The organism is Streptomyces sp. WY228 (assembly GCF_019287315.1).
Classification (GTDB): domain Bacteria; phylum Actinomycetota; class Actinomycetes; order Streptomycetales; family Streptomycetaceae; genus Streptomyces; species Streptomyces caviscabies.
In genome coordinates, this window is record NZ_CP079114.1 from 6,060,549 (window position 1) to 6,079,874 (window position 19,326).

The window sequence follows — 19,326 nt, forward strand, 5'->3', positions numbered from 1 at the left end:
GGGCACCTGCGAGGGGGCGCGCGGCGTCCCGGCCGCGGCCCCTTCTCGGTAGTCCTCCCCTCTGTTCTGCCCACCGGGCGGCCCGCACTCACGTTTCCCCCGACCGGCCCTGGTCGTTGGGGGAGCGTGAACCACACAGCGAAGAGCGCACGGGCCGGCTCGGCCGCCGTGCTGACATGGGCAGGACTGCTGACCGTGCTGGCCCTTCTGACCGGCTGCACCGACACCCGGGAGGCCCTGCTCAACGGCAAGGCGCGATCCTCCGGCGACGCGATCAGCGTCTTCCCCGAGAACGGCGCCGAGGACGTCGACGAGGAGACCCGGATCGCGGTGAAGGTCCCCGACGGGCGGCTGGAGAGCGTGAAGGTCATGCGGATCGAGGACGCGCAGCAGCAGACGGTGGCCGGGCGCATCGCCGAGGACGGGCGCTCCTGGGCCCCGGAGCCCAGGGTGGCCCGTCTCGCCCTGGCCGCGAAGTACAGCATCGACGCGGTGGCCGTGGACGGACAGGGCCGGCGCTCCGCCCGGCACGCCACCTTCACCACGCTCGTGCCCGAGCACCGCTTCATCGGCTACTTCAAGCCGGAGAACCGGTCCACCGTCGGCACCGGCATGATCGTCTCCTTCTCCTTCAACCGGCCCGTCGCCGACCGGGCGGCGGTCGAGAAGGCCATCCGGGTGACGTCCGATCCGGTGGTGGAGGTCGCCGGCCACTGGTTCGGCAAGGACCGGCTCGACTTCCGCCCGAAGACGTACTGGAAACCCGGCACCGAGGTCACCGTCGACATCGGGCTGCGGGACGTCGAGGGCGCCCCAGGGGTCTACGGCAGCCAGGACAAGACCGTCGTCTTCACCGTCGGCCGCTCCCAGATCTCCCGGGTCGACGCGGAGGAGAAGACGATGGAGGTGCGCCGCGACGGAGAGCTCGTGGAGACGGTCCCGATCACCGCGGGGGCCCCGAAGACGACCACGTACAACGGGAAGATGGTGGTCACCGAGATGCACGAGGTGACCCGGATGAACGGGGCGACCGTCGGCTTCACGGACAAGAAGGGCAAGGGCGAGTACGACATCAAGGACGTACCGCACGCGATCCGGCTCACCGAGTCCGGCACCTTCCTGCACGGCAACTACTGGGCCGACGAGTCCGTCTTCGGCGAGGAGAACGTCAGCCACGGCTGCATCGGGCTGCGCGACGCCAAGGGCGGCAGCGGCTCCGCCCCCGGCGGCTGGTTCTTCGACCGGACCCTGATCGGCGACGTGGTCGAGGTGGTCAACTCCAAGGACAAGAAGGTCGCACCCGACAACGGGCTCAGCGGCTGGAACCTCGGCTGGAAGAAGTGGAAGGCCGGTTCCGCCCTGCGCTGAGGCCCCGCCGAGCCCGCGACCGCTCCCCGCGCCCGGGCATCCGGGCGTCCGGGGCAGCTCCTCCGGCCGACTCCTCCGGCCGACTCCTCCGGCCGCCCCCTCCGGTCGGCCCCGGCACCCCGCGCCACCTGCGCAGCTCCCCGAGCAGTTGGGACGGAACGGTGACATTCCGGAGGGAGTTCATCCCGGTCGCGATGTGATTATCTTGCGGCGGCGCGCTTTTTCTGCGCGCGGGGGTGCGGGCCATGGCGGGGCCAGGCCGTGCGAGGGGAGACGACCACAGTGAACGGGCAGCCGATATCGGGGGCATCGGCCGGGGCGAGCGGGAAGCGGCGCGGCGGGCCGGGGCTTCTGGCCCTGGTTCTGGGCGCACTGCTGTTGCTGGTGACGGCGTGCGGCGGCAGTGCCGACGCGGGGGACAAGAAGAGCCCTGCGGGCGGTACGAAGAAGGAGGACACGACCGCCTCGCAGGCGGTCGTGACCATCGCGCCGAAGGACGGCGCGGAGTCCGTGGCGACCAGCGGCGCGCTGAAGATCGGCGCCACGCAGGGCAAGCTGACCACGGTGAAGGTCGCCGACCCCAAGGGCAACGAGGTCGCGGGCGAGATCGCGGCCGACGGCGCGAGCTGGGCGCCGGAGCGGCACCTCGCCGCCGCCACCAAGTACACGGTGCACGCGGTCGCCAAGGACGCCGAGGGCCGTGAGTCGGCGAAGGACACCACCTTCACCACACTCGTCCCGGCGAACACCTTCATCGGGCAGTACACCCCGGAGGACGGCTCGACCGTCGGCGTCGGCATGCCGGTCTCCATCAACTTCACCCGGGGCATCACCGACCCGGACGCGGTGGAGCGGGCGATCAAGGTGACGGCCGAGCCGGCCGTCGAGATCGAGGGTCACTGGTTCGGCAACGACCGCCTCGACTTCCGCCCGGAGAACTACTGGGCCGCGGGCACCAAGGTGACCGTCGAGCTCAACCTCGACGGCGTCGAGGGCCGGCCGGGCGTCTACGGCAAGCAGGCCAAGACGGTGAAGTTCACCATCGGCCGCAGCCAGGTCTCCACCGTCGACGCGGACGCCAAGCGGATGAAGGTGGTCCGCGACGGCAAGCAGATCAAGGACATCCCGATCTCCGCGGGCGCCCCGGCGACGACCACGTACAACGGTCAGATGGTCATCAGCGAGAAGCTCAAGGTGACCCGGATGAACGGCGACACCGTCGGCTTCGGCGGCGAGTACGACATCAAGGACGTGCCGCACGCCATGCGGCTGTCCACCTCGGGCACCTTCCTGCACGGCAACTACTGGGGCGCGTCCTCCATCTTCGGCAACACCAACACCAGCCACGGCTGTGTCGGTCTGCGCGATGTGCGCGGCGGCTACGACAACCAGACGCCGGCGGCGTGGTTCTACAACAAGTCGATGATCGGCGACGTGGTCATCGTGAAGAACTCGAAGGACAAGCAGATCGCCCCGGACAACGGCCTCAACGGCTGGAACATGGACTGGGAGGAGTGGAAGAAGTAACCCTCTTCCTCTCCTGAACGACCCGGGCGGGCCCGGTGCTGTGACCAACGGCACCGGGCCCGCCCGCGTTAGCGGTGGTTAACCTCTTGGCATGACTGTGACTCTCGAAGTACGCGACGGCGTCGGCACCATCCAGCTCGACCGGCCGCCCATGAACGCCCTGGACGTCGCGATCCAGGACCGGCTGCGGGAGCTGGCCGAGGAGGCGACCCGGCGCGAGGACGTGCGCGCCGTGATCCTCTACGGCGGCGAGAAGGTGTTCGCGGCGGGCGCGGACATCAAGGAGATGCAGGCGATGGACCACACGGCGATGGTGCTCCGGTCCAAGGGCCTCCAGGACGCCTTCACCGCCGTCGCCCGCATCCCCAAGCCGGTCGTCGCCGCCGTCACCGGTTACGCGCTCGGCGGCGGCTGCGAACTGACGCTCTGCGCCGACTACCGGATCGCCGCGGACAACGCCAGGCTCGGCCAGCCGGAGATCCTCCTCGGCCTGATCCCCGGCGCGGGCGGCACCCAGCGCCTGGCCCGCCTGATCGGCCCCTCCCGCGCCAAGGACCTCATCTTCACCGGCCGCATGGTCAAGGCGGAGGAGGCCCTGACGCTGGGCCTGGTCGACCGGGTGGTCCCGGCCGCCGAGGTCTACGACCAGGCACACGCCTGGGCCGCCAAGCTGGCCAAGGGCCCCGCGCTGGCGCTGCGCGCGGCCAAGGAGTCGATCGACGCCGGACTGGAGACGGACCTCGACACCGGGCTCACCATCGAGCGGAACTGGTTCTCCGGACTCTTCGCCACGGAGGACCGCGAGCGGGGGATGCGCAGCTTCGTGGAGGAGGGGCCGGGGAAGGCCACGTTCCTCTGAGCCGGTTCCATCTGATCCGTAGTCAGATGGCCGACTGTCCATAGTCGGATCGGGGCGGCCGGTAGTCGGGTCGGACGGCCCCGTTTCGGGAGTTCATCCGTCAGGGCGGATTATCCGGGCCTTAAGGCAACCTTAAGGCCCGGTGCCCTCGCCTGCCGGGCAACCCTCGTGGGGTGGTGTATCGCCGCAGGTCAGCGGGGCCCTTCGGGGTTCTCTTTTGTCATTGGCATATGCCTATAGCCTTCTGCGGAATGAGTCGTTCCGGGGTACGGATTCCTGCGGAACGGCCCCGGAGGCCGATGCGTGCGGCCATGATGGTGGGCATGGCGGGCCTGGAGGGTGTGGATCAGCCGCGACCGCGCAGCAGCGCGACGGCGGCACGCAGTTCGTCGATCATGGATGACGAACAGGCGTTCAAGGCGCTGGAGTTGTTCGGAAATCCGACCGAGGGGGAAGTCCGGCTGCCGTCCCGTCCGGAGTCGGCGGCGACGGCCCGTCGGCTCACCTCCTGTGTCGTGCTCCGGCAGTGGGCCCTTTCGCCGCAGACCGCCGAGTACGCGGTGCTCCTCGTCTCCGAGCTGGTCGGCAACGCGGTGCGCCACACCGGGGCCCGGGTGTTCGGGTTACGCATGGTGCGCCGGCGGGGGTGGATCCGCATCGAGGTGCGTGATCCCTCGCGTGGACTGCCGTGTCTGATGCCGGTGCGCGAGATGGACATCAGTGGCCGGGGGCTCTTCCTCGTCGACAAGCTCTCCGACCGCTGGGGTGTGGATCTGCTGCCGCGCGGCAAGACCACCTGGTTCGAGATGCGGATCTCCGACCGCTGATACGCGCGCGTCGCGCTGACCGGCGGAAACCCCCGGTCAGGCAGAAACCCCCGGTCGGCCGTGGTGCGGCGCTGCGGGGGTTTCTGGCGGGGGCCGTGACATGGGGGGTGTGTTCACGGCCGCTCATGACGACCTTGCCCGGGTCAATGGGGGTCGTGGATCCGACTATGGCAGATGGGCGACCCTGGTGCCAAAGCGACTTGTCGGAATATTTAAGGAACAAACGGGCAGCTCCTGGTTGAATCGCAGGTGTGCTCGGTCACTTGCCTGGTTTTCCATGCATTTTTATGGCAGCGCTTGAATGATTCATTGATCATCTGCTGAACTGCACAATCAGCTCATTTCGCCCAATGCGCCCCTACTGTGTCCCCGGGAATCGGTGGAACCCGTGGAACGTGAGGTGGTCGGGCATGGACGGACGCAGGGCTCCGATGGGCCGCCGTGACGCACTGGGCGCGGGGGCCGGGGTGCTGGCCGCCGCCCTCGCCGTCGGATGCGCCCGGAGCGACCGGGCGGCGGGCGGACCCGGTGGACCTGGTGGACCCGCCGTGTCGGAAGCGGGTCCGGCCGCGGCCCCCGCCCCGCGCCGCTTCCCCGGTCTGCCCTTCCGCATCGCCCACGGCCCCCGCGACCTGCCCCGTGTCGCCCTCACCTTCGACGGGCGGGGCGACCCCGGCCTCGCCCGTACCGCACTCGCCCGGTGCGAACAGGCCGGGGCGCGCGTCACGGTGTTCGCGGTCGGCGCCTGGCTCGCCGAACACCCCGGCCTGGCCCGCCGGATCCTCGACGGGGGTCATGAGATCGGCAACCACACCGAGCACCACCTCGACCTCGCGGCCCTGGACGAGCGCGCGGCGTACGAGGAGATCGACGCCTGTGCCCGGCGGCTGCGGCGGCTCACCGGGTCCATCGGCGCCTGGTTCCGCCCCTCGCCCACCGCGTACGCCTCCCCGCTCGTCCAGCGCCTCGCCCAGCGGGCCGGCTACCCCCATGTCCTCGGCTGCGACGTGGAATCGCTCGACCACGCGGCCACCCGCGTCGCCACCGTCACCCGGAAGGTCGCCGGGGAGCTCCGCAACGGATCGGTGGTGGAGCTGAGCCTCGGCCGCCCGGTCACCGTCGACGCGCTGCCGCTGCTCCTCGCCGAGATCGGCCGGCGCGGACTGCGTGCGGTGACGGCCACGGAGTTGATGGGCCGACCGGCCACCGGCGTCACCCGGACGGCCCGATAATCTGACCCCTGACATTCGGCATCACGAAGGGGCGGAACAGTGGCGGACATCGAGTCGGCGCGGACGGCATTCGAGCGGTTCGACCAGAACGGCGACGGCCTCATCACGGCCAACGAGTACAAGAGCGCCATGGCCCAGCTGGGCGACCCCTTCGTCACCGAGACGGTGGCGCAGGCGATCATCAACGCCCACGACGCCAACGGTGACGGACTGCTCACCTTCGACGAGTTCTGGGCCGCGCAGAACAAGGCCTGAGCCTCCGTGCGGCGGCCGGCCCCGCGCCGTCGGGTGCCGGCCACCGCACGGCCCGGTGTCCCAAGGGCCCCATCCGGGTGCCTTCGGGCCCCCGCGCCCGCCGTGCGCGGCTTGCTGTGTCTTTGTCCACCGGCGAGGATCGGGCCGTGATGTACTCCGGACCCCCTGCCGACCCGGCCGCGCCCGGCACGGCTCCCGGGCCGACCGCGCCGCCCGGCTCGCCTCCCGCCGTGGCCGCACCGGCGCCGGCGGCCGACGCGCCGTTCGCCGACCGGATATCCGACGCGTCGTTCAGCGGCGAGATATCCGACGGGCCGACCGTCCGTCCCGCCGGGCGTTCCTGGACGACCCCGCTCCTGCTCTGCGCCGCGGGCGCCCTCGCGCTCCTCGTGGCCCTGCTCGGCCCCGGCATCGCGGCCCGTGGCACCGGGGAGCTCCGGATACCCGGCGCGGGGCTCACCACCGTGCTCCGCACCGTCCTGTTCACCGCGCTCGCCCTCCACCTGGGCGAACTCCTCGGCCCGCAGCTCGTCCGGCCCGTCCGGGGCCGCCCCCGTACCGCCGTACGGAGCTGGGCGGTGCTCGCCTCGCTCGCCGGGGCGGCCGCCGCGGCCGGGCAGATCGTCCGGCTCGCCGCCGTCAGCGACCTCGGGATCACCGAGACGTACGGCACCCGCGAAGGCGGCCTGCTCCTCCTCATCGCCAACGGCCTGGTCCTCGCCGCCCTCTGCGCCGCGAGCAAACGCCCGGCACTCGCCCTCGCCCCGCTCGCCGTCGTCATCGGCGCGGAGGCCCTGCGCGCCCACCCGGAGGCGTACAGCCCCGAGTTCGGTGCCGCGCTCACCGTCGTCCATCTGACCGCCGCTTCGCTGTGGACCGGCGGCCTGCTGTACGTCCTGCGCACCATGCGGCTCTGGCGCGGCTCACCCGTCGCGGCCCGCGCGCTCCTCGGCCGGTACGCGCGTCTGGCGATCTGGCTGTACGTCGCCCTCGCCGCCACCGGTACGGTCTCGGCCCTGCGCCGGCTGCCGCTGGACGTGGTGTTCACCTCCGCCTACGGGCGCACCCTGCTGGTCAAGCTGGCGCTGATGGCCCTGGTCAGCGCGCTGGCGGTGGCGGCCCGGCGGCGGATGCTCCGGGACGCCGATCCGTCGGTCGCGCATCTGCTGGCCCGCCGCGAACAGGTCGTGCTGGGTCTGGTCGTGGTGGTCTCGGCGATCCTCACCGTGGTCCCCGACCCGCACTGGATCTCCCTACGGCCCTGAAGAGCGTTTTGCCCTGGCGGGGGGCCTGTGGCCCTACCTGCTGGCCAAGGGGTCATGCCGGCCCGAATATTTTGCCGGGGTTGAGGATTCCGGCCGGGTCGAGAGCACGCTTCACCGCCCGATGCATCTCCAGAACGGTCGGGCCGAGTTCACGGGTGAGGCCGTGCCGCTTGAGCAGTCCCACGCCGTGCTCACCCGTCACCGTCCCACCCAGTTCAAGGGCGTCCGCGATGATGTCGTCGAACGCCGCGCGGGCCCGGATCCGAGCCGCCGTGTCACCGTGTTCCGTCACCAGCAGCGGATGCAGGTTGCCGTCGCCGACGTGCGCGATGTTGGCGATGGTGATCCGGTGCTTCTCCGCCGTCCGGTCGATGCGGGTCAGCATCTCCGCCACTGCCCCGATGGGCACACAGACGTCCTCCGTGAGTACCGGCCCCAGCCGCTCGAGCGCGGGGAAGGCCAGCCGACGGGCCGCGAAGAGCATCTCGGCCTCTTCGTCCGTCTCCGACCGGTCCGCCCAGGTGGAGCCGGCCCCGCGGAAGCAGTCGACGATCCGGCGGGCGCCGTCCTCGGCGGCGCGGCCGTCATCGTCGAAACGGGCCAGGAGAACCACGTCCGCCTCGGCCGAGAGCCCCATGTTCTTCCAGGCGTCGACCGCGCGCAGACAGTGCCGGTCGACGAGTTCCAGCGCGGCCGGCCGCAGCCCGGCGGCAGCGGTCGCCCGTACCGCCGCGCCGGCCTGCCCGATGCTGTCGAAGTAGCCGACGGCGGTCACGCCGACCGGAGGCAGGCGTCGCAGTCGGACCGTGATCTCGGTGACGACACCAAGAGTGCCCTCGGCACCCACCATGAGGCCCACGAGGTCGTAGCCGGCGACCCCCTTCGACGTACGGCGTCCGAGCCGGACCACCTCGCCCGTCCCGGTCACGACCTCCAGACCGAGGACATAGTCGCGGGTGACGCCGTACTTGAGGCAGCACACTCCGCCGGCGTTCGTCGCGACATTTCCTCCTAGGGTCGACCAGGGCGAACTGGCGGGGTCAGGCGGGTACCACAGGCCGAGCGTCGCTACATGGGCGCGCAGGTCGTCGTTGACCACGCCGGGCTGCACGACGGCGAGGCGCTCCAACTCATCGACCTCCAGCACCCGATCCATGCCGTCCAGCGCGAGGATCACGCATCCTTCGACGGCATTGGCGCCCCCCGACAATCCAGTACCGGCGCCGCGTGCGACCAACGGGACTCCTTGCTCCAGGCACACACGAACCACGGTCCGGACCTCGGCGGTGCTCTTGGCGCGTACGACGGCCACCGCTCGGCCAACAGGCGCCCATATCGCCTGGTCGTGGGAGAGACCGGCGACGATGTCCGGATCAGTCACCACCCGGCCGGCGGGCAGCCGTCGCCCGAGTACTTCGGCGATACCCACGGCAGGGGTCGTCGTGCTGACGAGGTCCCGCTCGGACACCCGCACACCTCCAGAGAAGTTGTCTCACCTATGACTGCACCATGGATGGCACCCGCGCTGCCGGGCAGCCGGTTCGTGGACGACGTGCGCGAAAGACCGGTGGAAGCCTTGGCGCGCCCCTTGCTCCGTTCGGTCCTCCCCCGGGTGGCGCGCTTCCCGGCGCGACAGGCCCGCACGGCGGTCAGGCAGTGCCGCCGGGTCCAGGCCTACTGGGCGCGGCAGGTCCTGAGGTAGCTGAGGAATGACGCCTGCAACCCGGTCACGTGCGTTTCGTGCATGAGTGCGCTGGTGACGGAGCCGTTGCGTGCGGTGAGGTGGTGGAGGAACGTGGCCGCGTTCTTCGCGAGGTTCTGGTAGACCGCAATGTTTCCGAGGATCTCCCGGTCGTTGAAGGTCACGTGGAGCTTGGTTTCGGGCAGGGTGTCACCCATGGCTTGTAGAAGGGCGAAGGCCTGGCTGTCCCCGTTGATGATGCCGGGGCTGCCCGCGCCGATGCTCTCGAAGAAGGTGCTGTTGGTGAGCCAGGCGTAGAGGCTGAAGAGTCCGCCGTAGGAGTAGCCGAAGAGGCCGTGACCGCTCGGGGCCGTGCCGTAGTCGCGTTCGATCCGCGGGTGCAGGTCGTCGGTGAGGAAGTTCAGGAACATGTCCCCGCGGGAGTCGCTCAATTCAGCGAGGTAGGCGTCGGCCTGCTCGCGCGTCATCGTGCCCGCTTCGATCCCCATCTCCACCGCATCGACGTACTCCTTCGCGATGGGTTCGCCGGGGGGCACGAGGTCGCGGTTGCGCAGCCGCTCCCACTGCTCTGCTTCCTCGCCTGCGTAGCCCACGCTGACCTGGACGTAGGGCTGAATGGACTGCATGGGGTCCAGTTGCGTGACGATGAGTGGAGCCGTCATGCCCACGGCCCAGTTGCCGTCGAGCACGTACACGACAGGTGCTTGCGCCACGGCAGGGTCGTAGTTCGGTGGCGTGGTGACCCAGATGCCGTAGTCGTGTCCACCGCTGGAGCGCATCTCGAAGTAGTCGGTGTGGGCGAGGCAGCCCTGCCATATGGTGCTCATCTGAGGTCCTTCACGATGTGGCCGGCCTGGATGACGAGGACGGCGTTGTTGGGGTCGGAGAGCAGTTCCGGGTCTTCGAGCGGGTTGCCGTTCCACAGCACGAGGTCTGCCTGCGCGCCGGGAGCGATGACCCCCACCTGGCCGGACAGGCCGAGGATCTCCGCGTTGGTCCGGGTCGCCGCCACGATCGCTTCCATCGGCGTCTCGAGGGCTGCGCGCAGGCTGAGTTCTTTGCCGCGACGGCCCTGGGCCGGACCGATGAGGTCGGAACCCAGCCCGATCAGTACTCCTGCGTGCTTGGCGACAGCGAGCGCCTTCGTCATCTGCTCGCGTACGCCCTCGACCCGGTCGCGGGTCGACTCGGCGAGACCGGCTCCGGCGGTGTCGTTCAGCAGTTGCTCGACGACAGCGAACGTGGGCACGAGGGCGACCTCGCGAGCGGCCATCAGGGCCGCTGTGGATTCGTCGAGGCTGGTGCCGTGCTCGACACAGCGCACGCCGGCCTCGACCGCATTGCGTATGCCCTCGTTGTTGTGGGCGTGAACGGTCACATAGGTGTTCCGTGCCGCAGCTTCTTGAACCGCGACAGCGATCTCTTCCGCGGTGAACTGGGTGTCGGACAGTCGATCATGTGCGCCCACCACTCCGCCGGTGACGCAGAGCTTCAGGAAGGAGGCTCCGCGACGGAAGGCTTCGCGGACGTTGTGTCGCAGTTCGTCCGCGTTGCCCGCCATCATGGAGAGGGCGCACAGGCCCGGGATGTGGTGGCTGCTCCACAGCTCGGTGGGTTCCCATTCGGCTCCGTAGTAGCCATGCCCGCCGATCTGGCATTGAACCGGTCCGCACGACAGGGTGCGTGGCCCTCTGACCTTGCCTTTCGCGATCGCGTTGACGACACCGCCGTCGATCCCGCCGGTGTCGCGAACGGTGGTGAAGCCGGCGTCGAGCGTCGCGCCGGCCGTGGCGAAGATGTCCGCCGCTATCTCGGCGGCGCTGCGCGGCTGACGGGCCCAGGCCCAGGTGGACGTCGTCGATCAGTCATCGTCAGTCGGCGCCGCTCACCGTCGCCGAGTCGAGGTTCTCGCATCCGTCGCCGCCCCGATCCGTCGATGGCCGATCGTCGTTGCGAGCCGGCTGCGACCATGTGCGAAGCAACACGGAACCGCCGAACTGTCTTTTCCAATGGATAAACTGTGGGAGTGATCCTGTCAACCTCGGAACGTAAGGGCAGCGCGCGCGAGCGACTCCTGGCACGGCTTCTCGACGCCTTCGGCGAGGCCCTTCCCCCGCCGGAGATGTCGCTCCGCGAGGTCGCCGCCCGGATCGAGACCAGCCACGCCCTGTTGCGCTACCACTTCGGGTCACTCCCGGGTGTCTTGGCCGCCATGCTCACGGCGCAGCGATCCCGTGACAACGAGGCGCTGTTGGAGGCCGCCCAGCAGGGCACCTTCGACGACTTCGTCGTGGCGATCTGGCGTACTTACACCCGGCCGGAGCAGCTGTCGCGCGCCCGCGGCTTCTTCTACGTCGCCGGACTGGCCGCGTACGGCCCCGAGGACTTCCGTGCGTTCGTGGAGTCGATCGGCGACCTGACCGAGATGCTGTCCTCACTCGCGGAACGCGAAGGGCTCGACGCGACGGAGGCGCGGGATACGGCCGCCGTCACCGTTGCCGCGATTCGCGGCCTCCTCCTGCAGGAAGTCCTGGCTCCCGGAACCCGGCCCGAGGACGCGGTCGCCTTGATCCTGCGCATGAGTGGGTCCTGACAGCTGAGCGTCGGCGCACGCGCGCGCGACAACTGTCGGGTAGGAGCACGGCAAGTGGCGACAACCGTCGCCGCAACATGGTCTCTGACCTGCGTAATGTGCCGACAACGGGCAGAGCGGCGCCCCCCCGCGCCGCCAGAGCAACTGTCTGGTCCGGCAACGAGAAGGTGGGTTGGAACATGGCTGAGAGCACAGACGCAGTCGTCGTCGGGGCCGGGGTGATCGGGTCCTCCATCGCCCTCGAACTGGTGCGGAGCGGGCTGCGGGTCGTCGTGGTCGACAAGTTCGGCGGTGCAGGCAACGGCTCCACCAGCGCATCGAGCGCCGTGGTCCGCTTCACCTATCCCACGATCGCGGGCGTCAATGCGGCTTGGGAGTCCCGTCACTGCTGGGAAGCGTGGCGCGACCATCTCCAGGCACCCGCCAGTGAACCCCTCGCAGCGTTCAACCGCTGCGGTGTCACCCTGCTGGACGTGGACTTCGCGCCCTGCGGCATGTTCACGCGACACTTCGACACGGTCGGTGTCCCGTACGAGAAATGGGATGCGCGAGAGCTGTCCGAGCGGTTGCCCGCCGTGGACACCGGCCGGTACTTCCCGCCCCGCCTCGTGGATGACGACGAGTTCTTCGCCGACGCGTCCGCCCGGCTCGGTGCTCTCCACACGCCTGACGGGGGCTTCATCGACGACCCGCAACTCGCCGCTCACAACCTTGCCACGGCGGCCCGACGGCACGGCGCCGTCTTTCGGTGGAAGACCCCCGTCACCGCGGTGACGCGGCGCGGAGGACGTGTGCGCGGGGTGCGCCTCCAGGATGGAACCGAACTGTCCGCCGGGGTGGTCGTCAACGCGGCCGGCCCATGGTCGGGGCAGCTCAACCGGCTCGCCGAAGTGGGCGGCGACTTCACCGTCGGTCTGCGGCCGCTGCGCCAGGAGGTACACCACGTAGCGGCGCCCGCCGGCTACCACGAGGCCGCCGACGACGGGCACGCACCGGTGCTGGCCGATATGGACCTCGGCACGTACATACGGCCCGATGGCAGGGAGTTCCTGCTCGTCGGCGGCACGGAACCCGAGTGCGACCCGCTGGAATGGCTCGACGATCCGGACGACGGGAGTCCCACCCCGACCGTGTCGCAGTTCAGGACGCAGGTGACGCGGGCGGCCCGCCGACTGCCCGGCCTGCGCGTTCCCAACAAGCCCCGTGGTGTGGCAGGCGTATACGACGTGACCGACGACTGGACCCCCGTGTACGACCGAACCGAGCTTGCCGGCTTCTACGTGGCCATAGGCACCAGCGGTAATCAGTTCAAGAACGCCCCTCTGGTAGGCCGCCTCATGACCACCCTGATCCATGGTGTCGAAGGCGGGCACGACCACGACCGGAGTGCGCTCACGCACACCTGCGAACACACCGGCCGAACCATCGACCTCGGTGCGTTCTCACGCCGACGTCGGCCGGCCCCGTCCACGGGCACAGTGCTCGGTTGACGCGGGGTGTCGCCTGCCCCCGGGGGGCAGGCGCGCTCGCGCCGTCCGGAAGCGCATCGGCCGCCTGACGGGCGAGTCAGAACACCACGTCCGGCGCATGCGTCGATGCCGGCGAGCGAGGGTGCAGCTCTGCCGTCTTCAGGCCGAGATGCACGGCCAGCCGGTCATCGCCGACGTCCAGTCGCAGTCCGGTGAGCTGCTCAACGCGATGCAGCCGTTTGTAGAGTGTGGAGCGGTGGACATGTAGGGCGGTGGCGGCACGCTGGGCATCGCCGGCGTGATCGAGATACACCCGCAGAGTTTCCACCAGCCCACGGTGCGCGGGGTTCGCAAGCAGGGGTCGCAGCCCCGGGTGGATGCCCTCGGCAAGCTGGTCGGGGGTGAGTTTGCCCAAGAGCGCGTACACCCCCAGCTGTTTATGAGCCACCACGTGACCCAGGGTGCCCGTGATGCGGGCGACCTCGGCAGCGCGGCGAGCTTCCTCGTAGGAAGAGAGGGCCTCCGTGAGGCGTGGGCGTGGCCCGCCTACGCCCACCCAGCAGGCGGCCCGTCCCAAGCCGAGTTCCGCTTCCAGCTTTTCGCGCAGTACCTCGGCAAGCTCGGCGGCATTGCGCTCGATGACCTGGGAACGTGCCCCGGGCCAGATCGTCAGCAGAAGCGCGTGATCCGGACGCGTCAGGGCCAATCCGCGCGAGGGAGGAAGCCGCCGTCGACAGCGGTCGACCACGAGCTCCAGGGCCAGACGGCGTTCTTCAGCCAGGGGCTCGCCCTCTTCGCCCCCCATCATGGCTACCAGGACGGCGACCGGGCCGGCCACGGCGTGTTCCTCCTCGACGAGCGCGACACCCGCCTCCGTCCGGAGCGCCTGGTCCGGGGCGATCAGGTCGCGGACCAGCTCCCTGGCATGGCTGCGAGTCACGTCGACGCCGAGGTGGCCGCGGTGCAGGACCACGGCGGCTTGCGCAGCCGCCTCGCGCAGCAACTCGACGTCCCGGTCGCCGACCGGGCCATCGGAGCCGATCAGCCATACGTAGCCGAGCAGGGCATCGTCGTAGCGGATCGGTATACCGACCCGTTCCATCGTGATGCCGAGCCGGGGGCACGGCGGAAGAGTGAAGACATCGGAAGCCTGGGCAGCGCCCTGCTCGCTGACGTGCGCGACCAGCGCGGTCGACACACCACGGTGCATGACCGATTCGATCCGGGCATCGTCCACGTCGCCGGTGTGCGCGTTGTACGCGAGCAGCCTGAGCCGCGCGTCGTCGACGGCGATCGACCGGCCAAGGCGGGCACCGAACGCGTCGACAAGTCGCTGCAGCTCCGAAACCATCTCGGCACTGTATAGGGGGCATGAACTTTCCACAGATCGCCATACGGCATCGGCCATCCATCTCGGTGGAGGCGACGGCATCCGGCGAGCCGAGCCGTCGTGTGCTCATGATGCGCCGGCACCGGTATTCGTAGCCCTTGTCGGTGTGGAGCGTGCCGAGCCGACGGAGATGACTTCTCAGGGTGTGCCCGGGTGCCTGTACGGCTTCCAGCCGCGCAACTCGTCCTCGCGCGGGGCCAGGACCAGCTCCGGGGCGCCCGGTCCGAAGACCGTCACGGGGCGCCGCGCGTCCCAGGACGGCCACCCCGGGTCCCCGCCCGTCGCGAAGTCCACCCACGCCCGGTGCATCGCGTCCGCCAGATCCTGCGGGGCGTCGGGGCCGGTCAGGGCCTGCGTGTCGGGGTGGGCGAGCGTGTCGAAGACGAAGCCCAGCTCCAGCGCGTGACAGGCGCCGAGCCGCTGTACGGGGGTGGGCCAGCCGAACTCGTACACGTACGTGGAGCCGGGCGCGTCCGTCCGGGCGTCCGCCAGCCGGTTGAGCGGGACCCGCAGCAGCAGGTCCGTCGCGAGCGTGCCGAGCAGTTCGCCGGGGGTGGCGTCCGGCCGGTTGGCCCGGTAGACCCGGGCGGTGGCGTTCGGCACCCCGAACTTCAGCAGCGCCAGCCGGAGCCGCAGCCGGCCGATCCGCTCGGTCAGGCCGCCGGGCACGAACCAGAGCCGGTACTCCTCGCTGTTCGTCCCCATCAGCAGATCGACCCCGGCGGCCGCGCCCGCGTGCAGCGCCGCCACGGGGTCCTGGGGCAGCAGTTCGCCGTCCACGACCAGCTGGAAGGAGTTGCGGCCGGTCAGCGGGTTTCCGCCGCTGGTCACCCCGGTCTGCGCGGTCAGCAGGGCCTCCGGGTCCACGGCGGCCAGCGCGGCCGCCGTCGCGGGCACCCCGAGCCGCTTCGCGATCAGCTCGGTCGTCCCGCGCGCGGCGTCCGGGGGAAGGGCGGTGGGCACCCCGCTCTGGAGCACCGCCCGCCGCAGCAGCCCCGCCGACCGGGGTGCGGCCAGCAGGGCGGCGACGGAGACCGCCCCCGCCGACTCCCCGGCCACCGTCACCCGGTCCGGGTCGCCGCCGAACGCCGCGATGTTGTCGCGCACCCACTCCAGGGCGGCCAGCTGGTCCAGCAGCCCCCGGTTGGCGGGCGCGTCCGGGAGGACGCCGAAGCCCTCGACGCCCAGGCGGTAGTTGACGGAGACGAGGACCACCCCGTCCCGGGCGAACGCGGCCCCGTCGTACACCGGCACCGCCGATGAGCCGTGCACCAGCGAACCGCCGTGGATCCACACCAGGACGGGCAGCCCGGCGGCACCCGGCGCGGGCGTCCACACATTGAGGTTCAGCCAGTCGTCGCCCGCCACCGCCGGATCCGGCAGCAGCCGGTCCAGCGGCGGGGCGTAGGGCCGCTTGGGGGCGGTGGGCCCGTACGTCACGGCCTCGCGCACGCCGGTCCACGGCTCCGGCGGTCCGGGCGCGCGGAACCTCCGTACGCCCACCGGCGCGGCCGCGTACGGGACACCGCGAAAGACCGCGACGCCCCGCTCCACCGCACCGCGCACGGTGCCGTGCACGGTCGTCACCCGCGGGGCGGCGCCCGCCACGATGTCGGACATGGTGCGTGCCAACCCCTCTCGCGGTGCGGTGACCCGGGCAGAGCCATCCCTGCCCGTGAGGGGCGGTCCCTGACACCACCCGGACGGGGTGGACCGGCCGGCGCCCGGAGCGGCGTCCGGCAGGGCCCGGGGAGTGATTCCGGGCCCTGCCGCAGGGGTGCGCCGCGTCTCAGGCGGCGAAGTACTGGGACAGCGAGTCCCGTTCGTCCAGCTCCACCAGGTCCGGACGGGTGTAGCGCTCGGCGCGCGCGTGGTAGTCGAAGTCGCCCCGGACCAGTCCCCGGTAGTCCTGGACGCAGCGCTCCAGGGCCGCGCGGGTCGGCCCGGTGATGCCCGCCGCCTCGATCTCCTCGATCAGTTCCTTTTCCGCCCGCACCACCCGTTCCGCTATCCGGGCCAGCTGGATTCCGGCCTCGTCGACGGCTTCCTGGAGAGTCGAACCCCGGTCGCGCTGAATCAGCCGTACGGCGTTGTGCTCGTAGCCGAGAGCGGCTTCCTTCTCGAAGGAGCAGATGTCGTTGCAGAGCCCCGAATGATCGGTGACCGCGTTCCGCAGGGCGATATACGCGGGCAGGCTCCGGGCGGAATCCGGGAGATCGATTCCGGCGGTGATCTCATGCAGACAGAGAAAGGGCTGCATGGCGACCGAATCCCGCCGGTGCTTGGCGAATTCGGCCCGGCTCGGCACCTGTCCGGCGGCCCGTTCGACGGCCTCGGCGTAGTACGTCCACAGCCAGGCGGCGGTGTCCCGTCGGAACTGCCGGTTCCACTGCGGCGACCGCCCGTGGCAGGTCCGCTCCCGCAGCCCGGCGAGCGCCCGCTCCATCGGTCCGTTCGGCGCGGCCCCGTCGAAGACGTCCACCAGACGGGTGATCGCCCGCTCGCACATCAGCGGATCACGTCCGGCCGGGCCGTCGTCGAACTCGTCGTCGACCAGGAAGGCCCAGAAGAGCCATTGACAGAACAGGTCGAGATGCTCCTGGGTGGCCTTCGGGAAGATGAGGGATATCCACAGTTCCGGACGGGTCCGGATCATCTTCTTCCGGGCCGGTACGGAAAGATCGAGACCTTCGGATTCGGCCCATTCCCAGGCGGCCCCACGAGTTTCCGCGAGGCCTGGATTACACCCGGTGCTCTGGAACGGCATGTGAAACGCCGGTAACGTGATCTGGCTCATTGCTGCCCCTCGTCTGATGAATACGGGCGGACGATGTGAACGACGCATTCCGGGTGATCGAGCAAAAGGACAGGCCCACCGGAAAGCGGCGGCCGGGAGCCCGGGGGGCGGGCGACGGGGCGACCGTGCGAGGTGGGAGGGCCACAGCTGTCCTCCTTCCTCCGCCGGGTGCCGGGGCGGCCGGGGCAGGGTCGGTGAGCCGGTGGGCGGGCGCGTCACCATGTGTAATGCCCAGTCAACCCCCTGTGGGGGTGCCGAGGGAAGCCATTTGTGACCGAAATTGTCTGATCGGCAGGAACTCTCTGACCACTACTGGGTAGTTGGTGAAGTCGTGGGGCTCCTCGCGACGGCAGTGGCTCATGTGCGCCGGAAGAACTCGACCTCGCCGAGCGCGATCGGCCGCCCCCCGCCCTGTCCGGCCGCCTCCCGCAGCACCAGCCGGACGGAGACGACATCGCTGATGCCCGTCCGTACGGTCTGCTTGCCGGGCTTGTCGTTGAAGGTCACCGCCTTCTCGTGGACCGTGCCGTCCTTCGTCTCCACGATCAGATCCGCCCGGGTGGGCCGCGCGCCCTGCCGGAACTCCTGCGGCTCCTTCGACACACCGGTGTGCACCACGACGCCGACCAGCCGGAACGGCGTCCCGAACGAACAGGTCAGCGACGCGCCCAGCTCGGGCGCGCCCCAGTACTTGTTCGTCAGGCCGTCGATCGCCGCGCTCGCCGGGTGCCCGGGAGCCGCCGCGCTCGCGGTCACCCCGGTGGGACTGATCTCCGCCGTGCCGCCGAGCTTGTCCCGGACGTCCTCGTAGACGTAGCGGCCCAGCGGGAAGAACAGGAAGCCCGCGACCAGCAGCCCGGCCACGGCCAGGACCAGCAGCGTCCGCCGCAGCGCCCGGCCCGAACCGCCGCGCACCCGGCGGCGGAACGGCCACACCGTGCGCCACCACGGCAGGGCGGCCGGTGCCTCCTTGGCCTCCAGGGGCGCGGCGCACCGGCGGCAGAACTTCCGCCCCGGCAGGTTCGGCGTACCGCAGGCCGGGCAGGGCGGGCCGTCCGGAGTCTCCTCCTCCGCCACCGGCCGCACGACGGGCCGCCGGGTCACGGGCCTGGCCGGCTGCACCGCGCCGATCGGCTCGTCCGCGTCCGAGGCAGCTCCGGACGCGGACCCGGGCGCGGTCGGCCTGGGCACCGGCGCGGACGCCGGGATTCCGGGGCGTACGGGAGCGGGCTGCGCGGGCCGCACGGGTGGCACAGGCGGTGTGGACGGCCTCGCCGGTACGGGTGCCGACGCCGCCGGGGGCGCGGTCGGCTGCGGTGGTACGGGGGTGGGTGCGGCGGGCCGTGCGGGGGCCGCCGTCCGGGGCGGCTCCGGCGGCGGTTCGGGGCGCGCGGGCGCGGTGCGTGGCGGTGACTCGGGGCGCGCGGGCGGCTCGGGGCGCTCGGAGGGTGCCGCCGGTGCGGGCGGTGCGGGCGGTGCGGGCTGCGCGGGGGCGGGCGGGGCCGGGCGCGGGGGCCGGTCGGCGTCCGGCGCGGTCGGCGTCGCGGGCGTGGGAGCAGGTGTGGGCGTGGGCGGAGGTGCGGATGCGGGCGCCGACCCGGGCGCGGGCGTGGGCGTCGGCGGACCGGCAGGTTCCGGTGCCGGCTCCGGCGTGGGCGCGGCCTCCGGCTCCGGGGCACGCACCTCGGCCGAAGGCGGCACCGGGACCGAGGCGTCCGGCTCGGCCAAGGGCGCCTGCGCCTCCGGGGTTTCCCGCTGCGCCACCGGGACGGGCGGCACCGCGTCCGAACCCTGCGGCTCCGCCGAGCGCGGCTGCGCCACCGGGCGCTCCGGCTCCGCCGCCACGGCGCGCGGCTGCGCCACCGGCGTCTCCGGCTCCGTCAGGGGCGGCCGCGCCACGGAAGGCTCCGGCTCCGGCCCGAGTTCCGGCTCCGTTACAGAAGGCTCCGGCTCGGGCTCCGGAGCCGCAGCCTGCGTCCGCCGTACCGGCTGGGAGGACCAGCCCAGGTAGCTGCCGCAGTTGCCGCAGAAGTCGTCGGTCT

The 19,326-nt window shown here is 71.1% G+C and carries 17 protein-coding genes; 10 read left to right on the forward strand and 7 right to left on the reverse strand.

Going from position 1 to position 19,326, the window contains the following annotated elements:
* Nucleotides 1-126 precede the first annotated feature (126 nt).
* The 7 genes from KV381_RS26610 (at nt 127) to KV381_RS26640 (ending at nt 7,333) form a co-directional block, all read left to right on the forward strand.
* The gene (locus KV381_RS26610) at nt 127-1,368 is read left to right on the forward strand and encodes an Ig-like domain-containing protein (protein ID WP_030079144.1); all 1,242 of its coding nucleotides are present in this window, start codon (nt 127-129) and stop codon (nt 1,366-1,368) included.
* A gap of 282 nt (nt 1,369-1,650) precedes the next feature.
* Nucleotides 1,651-2,895 carry an Ig-like domain-containing protein gene (locus KV381_RS26615; protein WP_030626439.1) on the forward strand — a complete coding sequence of 415 codons (1,245 nt, stop codon included), beginning with the start codon at nt 1,651-1,653 and terminating at the stop codon, nt 2,893-2,895.
* A gap of 91 nt (nt 2,896-2,986) precedes the next feature.
* Nucleotides 2,987-3,754: an enoyl-CoA hydratase/isomerase family protein gene (locus KV381_RS26620; protein WP_086779191.1), complete on the forward strand. Its 768-nt coding sequence runs from the start codon at nt 2,987-2,989 to the stop codon at nt 3,752-3,754.
* A gap of 311 nt (nt 3,755-4,065) precedes the next feature.
* Nucleotides 4,066-4,581, forward strand: coding sequence for an ATP-binding protein (locus KV381_RS26625; RefSeq protein ID WP_086779195.1), 516 nt, complete (start codon nt 4,066-4,068; stop codon nt 4,579-4,581).
* A gap of 410 nt (nt 4,582-4,991) precedes the next feature.
* Complete coding sequence (locus KV381_RS26630; protein WP_218786573.1) at nt 4,992-5,813, forward strand: polysaccharide deacetylase family protein; 822 nt, start codon at nt 4,992-4,994, stop codon at nt 5,811-5,813.
* Nucleotides 5,814-5,852: 39 nt separating this feature from the next.
* Nucleotides 5,853-6,068 carry an EF-hand domain-containing protein gene (locus KV381_RS26635; protein ID WP_030079131.1) on the forward strand — a complete coding sequence of 72 codons (216 nt, stop codon included), beginning with the start codon at nt 5,853-5,855 and terminating at the stop codon, nt 6,066-6,068.
* A 149-nt stretch (nt 6,069-6,217) separates the two neighbouring features.
* Nucleotides 6,218-7,333: a CopD family protein gene (locus KV381_RS26640; RefSeq protein ID WP_218786574.1), complete on the forward strand. Its 1,116-nt coding sequence runs from the start codon at nt 6,218-6,220 to the stop codon at nt 7,331-7,333.
* Nucleotides 7,334-7,385: 52 nt separating this feature from the next.
* Here KV381_RS26640 and KV381_RS26645 read toward each other — a convergent pair whose 3' ends face one another.
* The 3 genes from KV381_RS26645 to KV381_RS26655 all read right to left on the reverse strand — a co-directional run bounded on the left by KV381_RS26645 (nt 7,386) and on the right by KV381_RS26655 (nt 10,845).
* The gene (locus KV381_RS26645) at nt 7,386-8,756 is read right to left on the reverse strand and encodes an FAD-binding oxidoreductase (RefSeq protein ID WP_030079128.1); all 1,371 of its coding nucleotides are present in this window, start codon (nt 8,754-8,756) and stop codon (nt 7,386-7,388) included.
* Between the two features lie 251 nt (nt 8,757-9,007).
* A complete protein-coding gene (locus tag KV381_RS26650; RefSeq protein ID WP_030079126.1) occupies nt 9,008-9,862 on the reverse strand; it encodes an alpha/beta hydrolase in 855 nt (284 codons plus the stop codon).
* Complete coding sequence (locus tag KV381_RS26655; RefSeq protein WP_218787302.1) at nt 9,859-10,845, reverse strand: amidohydrolase family protein; 987 nt, start codon at nt 10,843-10,845, stop codon at nt 9,859-9,861. The genes KV381_RS26650 and KV381_RS26655 overlap by 4 nt, the downstream gene beginning before the upstream one ends.
* 210 nt (nt 10,846-11,055) lie before the next feature.
* On the opposite strand from KV381_RS26655, the gene KV381_RS26660 reads away from it, so the two are divergent.
* Complete coding sequence (locus KV381_RS26660; protein ID WP_199786645.1) at nt 11,056-11,628, forward strand: TetR/AcrR family transcriptional regulator; 573 nt, start codon at nt 11,056-11,058, stop codon at nt 11,626-11,628.
* Between the two features lie 77 nt (nt 11,629-11,705).
* A complete protein-coding gene (locus KV381_RS26665; RefSeq protein WP_256995155.1) occupies nt 11,706-13,118 on the forward strand; it encodes an FAD-binding oxidoreductase in 1,413 nt (470 codons plus the stop codon).
* Nucleotides 13,119-13,194: 76 nt separating this feature from the next.
* On the opposite strand, the gene KV381_RS26670 is transcribed toward KV381_RS26665, so the two are convergent.
* From KV381_RS26670 to KV381_RS26685, 4 genes are all read right to left on the reverse strand, one after another.
* Nucleotides 13,195-14,448 (reverse strand): CdaR family transcriptional regulator, encoded by a 1,254-nt coding sequence (locus KV381_RS26670; RefSeq protein ID WP_218786575.1) that lies wholly within the window; start codon nt 14,446-14,448, stop codon nt 13,195-13,197.
* Nucleotides 14,449-14,625: 177 nt separating this feature from the next.
* Nucleotides 14,626-16,107, reverse strand: a complete 1,482-nt coding sequence (locus tag KV381_RS26675) for a carboxylesterase/lipase family protein (RefSeq protein ID WP_218786576.1) — start codon at nt 16,105-16,107, stop codon at nt 14,626-14,628.
* 169 nt (nt 16,108-16,276) lie between these two features.
* Nucleotides 16,277-17,254 (reverse strand): terpene synthase family protein, encoded by a 978-nt coding sequence (locus KV381_RS26680; RefSeq protein WP_032786422.1) that lies wholly within the window; start codon nt 17,252-17,254, stop codon nt 16,277-16,279.
* A 387-nt stretch (nt 17,255-17,641) separates the two neighbouring features.
* Complete coding sequence (locus KV381_RS26685) at nt 17,642-18,220, reverse strand: zinc ribbon domain-containing protein (RefSeq protein WP_256995156.1); 579 nt, start codon at nt 18,218-18,220, stop codon at nt 17,642-17,644.
* Between the two features lie 34 nt (nt 18,221-18,254).
* Between KV381_RS26685 and KV381_RS26690 the strand changes: the two genes are divergently transcribed.
* Entirely contained in the window at nt 18,255-19,295 is a 1,041-nt protein-coding gene (locus tag KV381_RS26690) for a hypothetical protein (RefSeq protein WP_256995157.1), read from the forward strand.
* Nucleotides 19,296-19,326 lie beyond the last annotated feature (31 nt).